At 38.8% G+C, this 8,525-nt stretch carries 8 protein-coding genes and 1 pseudogene; all 9 read left to right on the top strand.

The features are described from left to right. Positions 1-785: pseudogene (gene trhI, locus ACVCAM_RS20185) on the top strand (IncHI-type conjugal transfer helicase TrhI); the annotation flags it as partial. Between the two features lie 394 nt (positions 786-1,179). Further along, entirely contained in the window at positions 1,180-2,052 is an 873-nt protein-coding gene (locus ACVCAM_RS20180; protein ID WP_000041927.1) for a hypothetical protein, read from the top strand. Between the two features lie 57 nt (positions 2,053-2,109). Further along, the gene (locus ACVCAM_RS20175) at positions 2,110-2,487 is read left to right on the top strand and encodes a hypothetical protein (protein ID WP_000120822.1); all 378 of its coding nucleotides are present in this window, start codon (positions 2,110-2,112) and stop codon (positions 2,485-2,487) included. A gap of 60 nt (positions 2,488-2,547) precedes the next feature. Next, positions 2,548-3,525, top strand: coding sequence for a hypothetical protein (locus tag ACVCAM_RS20170; RefSeq protein ID WP_000810361.1), 978 nt, complete (start codon positions 2,548-2,550; stop codon positions 3,523-3,525). Between the two features lie 57 nt (positions 3,526-3,582). Beyond that, the gene (locus ACVCAM_RS20165; RefSeq protein ID WP_031942298.1) at positions 3,583-4,641 is read left to right on the top strand and encodes an ATP-binding protein; all 1,059 of its coding nucleotides are present in this window, start codon (positions 3,583-3,585) and stop codon (positions 4,639-4,641) included. Positions 4,642-4,772: 131 nt separating this feature from the next. Beyond that, a complete protein-coding gene (locus ACVCAM_RS20160; protein ID WP_031942299.1) occupies positions 4,773-4,946 on the top strand; it encodes a hypothetical protein in 174 nt (57 codons plus the stop codon). Between the two features lie 63 nt (positions 4,947-5,009). Continuing rightward, positions 5,010-6,137 carry a DUF3150 domain-containing protein gene (locus tag ACVCAM_RS20155; protein WP_000174396.1) on the top strand — a complete coding sequence of 376 codons (1,128 nt, stop codon included), beginning with the start codon at positions 5,010-5,012 and terminating at the stop codon, positions 6,135-6,137. 77 nt (positions 6,138-6,214) lie between these two features. Further along, on the top strand, positions 6,215-8,221 hold the full coding sequence (locus tag ACVCAM_RS20150; protein ID WP_447093651.1) for a VWA domain-containing protein: 2,007 nt from the start codon (positions 6,215-6,217) through the stop codon (positions 8,219-8,221). Between the two features lie 72 nt (positions 8,222-8,293). Then, positions 8,294-8,515, top strand: coding sequence for a hypothetical protein (locus ACVCAM_RS20145; protein ID WP_000192120.1), 222 nt, complete (start codon positions 8,294-8,296; stop codon positions 8,513-8,515). The last annotated feature ends 10 nt before the right edge of the window (positions 8,516-8,525 follow it).

Below are 8,525 nucleotides of genomic sequence, written 5' to 3'. Positions count from 1 at the left end.
AAAGTTTGATCGAACAGCCAGTAATTCGTTACGGAGGTAAATCATTCTGGGATGAAAAAGAAACAAGCGATGTGTTAAGCCTTATGGCCTTTTTCCGACAATCAAATGATCCTCGCTTAATGAAGAGAGTATTGGCATTGTTTGGAGAACAGGAATCAGTTTTGGATGAAGTGGCATTGAGTATGAGAGGAAGAAAAGTTACTTTTGGCGACCTTGCCATCCCGGAGGACAGTTCTCTCGAAACAAAAACATTACATTCAAACTTCGTGCGCTTTACCCAGGAAAGTTCTGATAAAGTTGAGATAGCAAAACGTTTCGCCAACCTTACGAAATGGATGGAATCGTCGTCAATCAAGATGAGGAGTAATAAAGGTACAGCAACCTTAACAAAAATTGCTTTAGACACTTGTAAACAGTGGGCAGAAAAGACTGGTTGGATGAATATGATAAATCGTGCTGCTGCAATGTCATTAGGCCCTAGGAAGAAGGACGAGGAATACAGCCCAGAGAAAGTAGTCCTATCAACCTTGCATGGTTCAAAGGGTCTTGAGTGGAATAAAGTAATAATAATGAGTTGTAATGCGGATCAGATACCAAGTAAAAGATCAGTTGGGGAGGAGGCAATAGAAGAAGAAAGACGTTTGCTTTATGTTGGATTTACGCGTGCAGAAAAGCAACTTTTTGTAATGTGGTATGGTGATCCTTCTTTCTTTTTAAGAGAATGCAGTGAAGAAAAGATAAAAGAAGCAGCTAATATTCGAATTTCTCCACTTTATACAGAATAATTCGATATGGGCATTTACTTATGCTTAAAGCTATAGTATAAAAACAATGAGCTTAAATATCAGCTCCCAAATTTGAGTAACTTTGCTTAAAGTTACTTTCGCGTTAAGCGTTGATTTAGCCGTGAAAAGCGGCCAGCTTAAACAAGCTGTAAGACACCACCGGCAAAATGTCACCTTTGTCGCTGGTGCACTTCCCATGCCTGCAAAAGGCAATCTGAATTTACCAAACCGTAACTAATTTAGCTCCTCCTGGGGCTATTTTTGTTGCGTACTTCTAATGCCAGATAGTATAAATCAGGCGGTTCATAGCTTACGGGAGATGAATGACAGGCTTTGCCTTCGTGTTGAAACAAAAATTTGTTTCTTCCTTCTTACTATATATAGGTGACCCCAAATGTCTAAAAATAAAGCTCGCAGTAAAGCCCTTCATCAAACCTTTAGTGAAATTATTCCAGAGATGGATAAGGCGCTAAACAAACAGCTCTTAGAAGTTCTGATGAAATATACAGAACGTGATAATGAACTGATTGTTATTTTGAATGAGGACGGCCCAAATATCATTGAACTTAAGTCTCTTAAGCCTGTGTCTTTGTTGGCCGAAAAGCTTTCTGCTTATTCAAGCTATTATCATGTGGATGTTGTGGAGCTCGTGGTCAAGAAAATTGATTTCGAAGGAGCTTATAAGCTTCTTAAAGCTTCCCCAGATGTACCACTTTTTAAAAGCTTAACTGAACTGGATAAATATCTTGTTGAGGAGTTTGAAAAATACGGATTAAATTCATTTCTTGACGTGGATAATCTGGATTACTCACTTGAAAAAGCCAGTGAACTCAAAAATGAGCAGTTAATAAATTGGGTTTCGGACATCATTTGCAAACGTGAAAAATTAACTTTACGTAAGCGTTTTGATGTCGCAGTAAAGGCCCACTACGAAAATGTAGAAAAAATGTATGATACCATTCGTCCGTTAATGAAAAAACTGGGTTTCCCAGAAGATCTCATGACGCACACCTTTAGTGAGTTAAGCGTTTTTGAAACTAAAGGATGGGACCATGCAATAAAATCGAAAATTGAGACTCTCGCTAAGCGTGAAACTCAATATTTAGATGATGCGGCTAAAGCAGAGAATCGACGTCTTGTAACAGAGAAGTTGGAGAACTCTTTAGCGATTGCACCAACTAAACCAACAAGAAATTGGTTACATATTGCCGGAATTGCCTGTTTGGTAGTCTGCACGTTCATGTATGTAACTAATAAATTTATTTAATCCTGTTAAGGGGGAACCCTAACGGGGCTTCTCTTTGAACAAATCGAGGAGCGGAAAATGTCATATCTTGAATATATCAATGAAGTAAAAGTGTCCGGGATAGTTATCAGTGCTGTGGAGAAAAAAATGACTGACCAGAGTATAGGTTTGTTAATAAAGCTCAAAAATAGGATGAAGACAGAAGTTGATGGTGAAATCACTGAGAGAGAATTTTCAGTTCAAATCAAGGTGTCGCCTGAAATGTATTCAACCTGTTTCACTGGTATAAATCAGGGTGATGAGTTGATGGTCTCCGGTTATATTGTTGTCGATACTATTATGATTGAAGGGAGAGAACATCCTCTTGACTACATGAGAGTGGTAGCAACAAGTAAGTTGGCTCACATACCTAAACCTCTAAAAGGTTTTGGACAAAGTAGCTTTAATCAGATCTGACATTAAACCCACCCTAAAGGGGAGAAATCCCTTCATGGGATTTCTCCTTTTGGAGTCCCCATGAAACAAAAATTTAGGGCTACTGCAATAAGTAGTAATCAACTTAGTTTTTTTTCTATATTCGATATAGATGAAGATGAAATAACGCAAATAGTTGATTCACCCAAAGAGCATTTAAATGATGCATACACGTCCGGATTAAACTTTAAATCAGATGAAAGTAACATTTCTGAGATAAATTATGATTCTGAAAGGCGTGAAAATCACCTTTATGAAAAATCCAAATTACTTAAAAATCAGATTTTGCATACAATTAATTTTGCAGCAGAAACAGATTATCTATATTCGGTTGAAGAATATAACCCAGATTTGGGTGGTCTGGTAATAGAATGGACCCCTGAGGATGTGTATGTTGTTTTTCTATCCGCTATGGAAGAGTCTTTGGAAATCATTAAAGAACTAGTGTTGAGGAGAAAGTTATTCTTCAAAGATGACAATGGTAATATCACAGTGAATCCACTTTTAGAAGCTGAAACACGGTGGTATATGTCAAAATCATTTGAATACACTTGTTTATCTCATGGACTTGATGCATGTGAATTTAGAGCGGAATTAAAATCATGGCTCTATTATCATTCGCATCGTTCGATTAGTGAAAACACGAAATTAGCTGAATGCAGGAATGATGATGAAATCATTTTGCATGATTGCAATGACGATATGGGCTGGGACATCTTCTTTGATCAGGATTATTTAATGTCAGAAAAAAAACTGGCTGTTAAATGGACTGACAGGGAAATTATGGATGTTTACATAAAAGCTTTTAAATCCACATTAGAGTTGTTTGACGAGCTTGTTTCATGTGATCTGTTAACTAAACGAAACGCTTTTGGCAAGTTAGAAATAAATCCAATATTCGAAAATCATTTTGAATGGATCATGTCTGAAGCTTTTGAAATAGTGGGAAATCATCTTGGTTATAATGTGCCTCAAATCAGGAAACTGATGGCAACTATTTGCCAAATGAATCTCAAATAAAATGCCACTGGCAAACATCTGCCAGAGGGCGGTGTTTGCATTTTACCGGAGTTAAAAATGTCTAATGCCGCTATGAAGTTAAATGAAACATCTTCTGATGCTTATGAAAAATTAGAAGCTCTTCTTTCCCCGGATGTTATAAAGTTAAAACATTATGTGGATAAAGGTGAGTATCTTTTAGTTCTAGCAAAGGACCTTTTTGGTATTCCAGAAATGGATCCAAAGATGGCTGTGCCTGTTTTCAAAACTAAAACCTCGTATCGAGCTCCGCTGAACAAAGACTACATACCAAATCCCCGAATACTTGAACAAGTGGTTAAACTGCTTATCAGTCCGGATATAGATTTAAGTGTGTGTCTTAAAGGTGAGTCCGGTTCTGGCAAGACTGAAATGGTAATGTACATTAGCCACATGATGAATTGGCCGCTGACAATTAAGCAGATCAACAGCAATATTCGAGTTGATGAGCTTGAAGGTGAGCGCAGTCTTAATGGTGGTAATACAGGTTTTGTACACAGCGATTTGGTAACGGGATTTCGTAATGGTCACCTCATTCTTCTGGATGAAGTGGACAAAATCGATCCTGATACGGCAGCAAAACTTCACATGCCCATTGAACGTAAGCCCTGGTCACTCAGTGCTAATGGTGGTGAGGTTATAACTGCTAATGGCTACACGCGATTTATTGGTACTGCAAACACAAACATGAGTGGAGGCGCTCGCCGGTTCGTTTCTTCTCAACGTCAAGATGCAGCTTTTATAAAGCGGTTCTTGATAGTTGAAATGGTGAAGCCCGACAAAGTTGCTTTAACCAATGTGCTTACTAAACGATATAGCTCTTTGCCTTTTCAGGTCATTGAGAAGTTCGTAAGAGTAGCGATTGCAGTAAATGACTCTGGTACAGAAGACAGTGTGATGGATATTCGTCAATTAGTAGCTTGGGTTGGCACGTCGATGACGTTAAAAACCTTTAGTCTTCTTGACACTTTCAAAATAGCTTTTGCTTCTGCTTTACCTTTACATGTGGTCGATCTTGTTCTTCAAGCTATAGATCTTTCTCTTGGCGAAGACAAGGATAAATCGCTGGAGTATTTCACAGCAAAAAAGTCGAGTTAGATGGGATTTGTTATGAAACCTCTGATATTTGTATCTCAGAGTTATCCCATCTTGAATTTAGTGCGTTTTTAAGTACGGATGGTGCTGCTACCATTGCTATAGCAAAAAACGGAACTAATTTTACTGGACTTATGCAACTGAATAACGACTATTCTTTATTGTTTTATCATGATGGTAAAATAAATATGGAAGGTATAATTAAAGAAATGGAATTAAAAGGTTATATGTATCAGGGAGCAATGGGCAATGATGATGTTGCCGCTGAGTTTCCCGGTATTCTTTTAATTGCGCCAGAGAAGCTTTAATATCAACCCTATCGGGAAATCTTTCCCGTTGGGGAGGGTTTCCCCTTTTTTTTGGAGAAACCCATGACTTTAAATACTTCAATGCTTAACAAAGTATCTGCAAAACAAATCTCTGAGAATTTTGCAAAATCATATCCAGATTTACTGGAAGGTGCAGTTATAACAAAAATTGAAATAAGTGGCTGTCAAGGATCGCGTCGAACCGATAAAATCGATTTGTCTTATGATGGAGATGATATTACGGATCAAAAAAGCGTATCTAAAAGCGAAGTACGTTGGATTGACATAAAAGCCCTTAGCTTCAAAAGTACGATTACCAGCAGAATATCAACCCTTTGCTCACGCTTGTGCATCCGCTATAGCAATATGTGGATTTTACCAGTTTCCAGTATGGAAGAGTTTCTGGAAGGGGCCCAAGAGATTGAACGAGAGTTTCAGGCAGGTATTCAAAACGTTGTAGACAATTATGAGATGCATATTGAGGCTGAAAAAAATAGAAGCCCAAGAATGTCTTCTTTGATTGATCAGTTGAAATTAACTAAAGATGATTTCATAAAATCCTTTAGATTTAATATTGCTCACTTTATTCCTTTTACGCCTATTAGCGTTGAAGGTGATGAAACCCAGGACTACTATCAGGAACAATTGATAACAGATCTGGCAGAAGAAGCAATGAGGGTTTATGAAAAAATTAGTAAAAATAATAATTTGCGCTCAAGTACTATTGACCGACTGAAGCAAATGCAAAATAAGATCATTAGCTTCATGTTTATACATAAAGAGGCGGCAGTACTTGCAGAAGCTATAAAACACATAATGAATAATTTACCTAAAGGTGCCATTTCTGAACCTCGCGACGTTGCGGTGTTACAGCAGTGGTTTTATTTCATGAGTGATGCTTCAATGTTAAAGCGTATTATTTCAGGAGAGCAAAAGGTTACTGACTGGTTGGAATCTATTACCAGATCATTTAATCAAAGCTCACAAACAGAACCGAACGCGCTACAGAACACAGGTATTGAAGCTATTTTAGATTCAACAAATGTGTTTCAGGTTGAACCTGTCGTAGAGAACGATATAAAAAACAGCACGTTTTCAAACACTGATTCTGTAGCTGAACCTGAGAAATCAGTTTCGCAACAGGAAGACAATGCTGAAAATGGTTTTGATATCGAGCTCAAAGGCTGGTAACTGTTTGCTTTATTAAAAACCCCAGATGGGTACTTCACCATCTGGGTGAGTACCCCTTTTTTATAAAGAGGTATTCTATGAAATTAGATCTTAAATCATCGCCGCGCCATATTAAGCGTTTACAGAATATAGCAAAAGTCATTAGCGGCTTAGGCGATGTAAGAGTTGTAATAGACGACAATACCAAAGGACCGTATTTTGATCCTGTCAATAAAGTTTGTGTTTTACCAAACGGCGATTATAGCGATGATGACTTTGTCAGTCTGATTGAAGGTTTTACCTGTCATGAAGCTGGTCATGGTCGCTATACCGTCAGTGAGGTTTACAGTGACGCCTTTAATAGTGTTCTCATGTCATCTGAAGGGTTTACACGCTTCGATGACGGAATGAATGCAGAGTTTGAGAGCCTCGCTGAGAAACGTAAAGCTTATAGCAGGGCAAAACGTCTTACCGGGCTTATAAATCTGTTCGATGATGTACAGATGGAAGAGAAGGTTGGTAACGATTATCCGGATGCAAAGCGGCGGCTTGCAGCCACTTACGCACTGATGGTTAAAGCCGGAAGGATGACTCCTGATATATCTTCTCGTCCGGAAAATCCTGTCCTATTTATTGAGTGGTATCTGCTTAACTCATTGCGAGTAAAAGTCCTTCAGCAGGTAGGTCACAAAGAAACCCTCGATCCGTTTTTTGACTATGCCCAAAAGATACTTTCTCCAGTAATTTCTGATGTTGAGGAAATTTTTCATGATGCTCTTGGTTGTGAAAATACTCAGGGCTGTGAATCCCTTGCTCGTAAGACCCTGGCTCTTTTAGAGAGACTGCGGGATGAGGCAAAGGAACAACAGCAGCAGACAGAGCAGGAGGAGCAGGAGGCATATGATGAATCCGAGACCGATACCGATACCGAATCAGAAGATAAATCGCTTACGTCGACTGATAGTCGTGAGGATGATTCTGAGGACGATAGTGAAGGTCAGGCAGATGCTTCCGATAACGCTGATCTTGCTCAAGAGGGATGTTCTGAGCCTTCAGAACTTGCTGAAGATAACGAGGGAAATAATGAACCCACCGGTGGCAATCCCACGGGTGATAACATTATTGAAGACGATACTGATGCGATTAACCCTTCCGAGAGTGAATCAGATGAAGCCAGTTCGACTAACGTTGAAGATGAAAGTAACTTTTCATCGGCTCAATGGGAGATACTGGCAGATTTGTTGGATGCCTTTCTTAGCAGTGATGAGGATAGCGAAGATTATCACGATGCTTTGGCTAAAGAGATTGAAGGTATTGCATCAAAAGTATCCGATGACGTGAAAGCCGAATTCGGTGCTTCTGAATGGGATATCCCTGATCTCCTTATCGATTTGAATGTTTACAATGAGGCTTTGTCTCTGAGTCATTCAATCGGTAGCGACTTGTCTGTTTTACAGCAGGTTAAAATGCGTGGCCGAAACAAAACTCATGAGCGTGGAATTACCTTCGATGGAAATCGATTAATTCTGTCACAAATGGGAGTTCGTGATGTCTTCAGAGCTCAAAGCGAATCTAAAAATAGAGGGCATGTTGGCCTCGTATTAGTTCGTGATATTTCAGCGTCAATGGCTAATGATGAAAGATATATTCATGCCATTAAGTCAGATCTTGCTTTATCGATGGCCGCTGAAAGTTTGTCAAAAATGCATGTCTCCAATATAGTTTTTCCCTTCAAGGAAAGTGAATTTGAGATTATCAAAACGTTTGATCAAAGCGTTGAGGAATCTCTATCGAAATTCACTCTTGGATGTAAGGGTTATTATACCCCTACGGGATCTGCTTTAATGGCAGCTGTTGATCTGTTACTTGACAGCCAATTCGATAGGAAAATAATTTTTCTTATAACTGATGGTTATCCGAATAAATCGGAATTTACTATCGTCGAAGTTATGGAAAAGGCTAAATGTAATGGAATAGAAATCGTTGGTGTTGGTATTAAGACTGATGAAATAATTGGTTTTGAAACGGACACTTTCGTAACAGTTGATGATACTTCTTTATTGTCTATTGAAGTCAGTAAGCTAGTTCATCAAATACTTTCTTAATAAACTCTACCCAATCGGGGCAAAAAGGCCCCGGTGGGTCTTTTTGCTCCATGAAGGAATAAGGAGCAAAATATGACTCAGATAAAAACTTACCGTGTAGAACATGAAAAAGTCGGTGCGATGCATAAAGTCCGTATTTTCGGACGTGTTGGTGAAGTTATAAGCAATGATAGCCCTCAGGAAAGAATCTTCCGCGAAGTCACTATAGCGGAGGGTAATAGCCAGCAGGCTGCGTTACTTGTAGATAACTACATACAGCGTCTTGAGAATAATGGCTTCACGACTGAAGCATAAATGTTGAGGA

Source organism: Enterobacter sp. CFEC122, from assembly GCF_052983755.1.
Note: the sequence above shows the minus strand (reverse complement) of the source record. Positions and strands in the feature narration are given on the sequence as shown.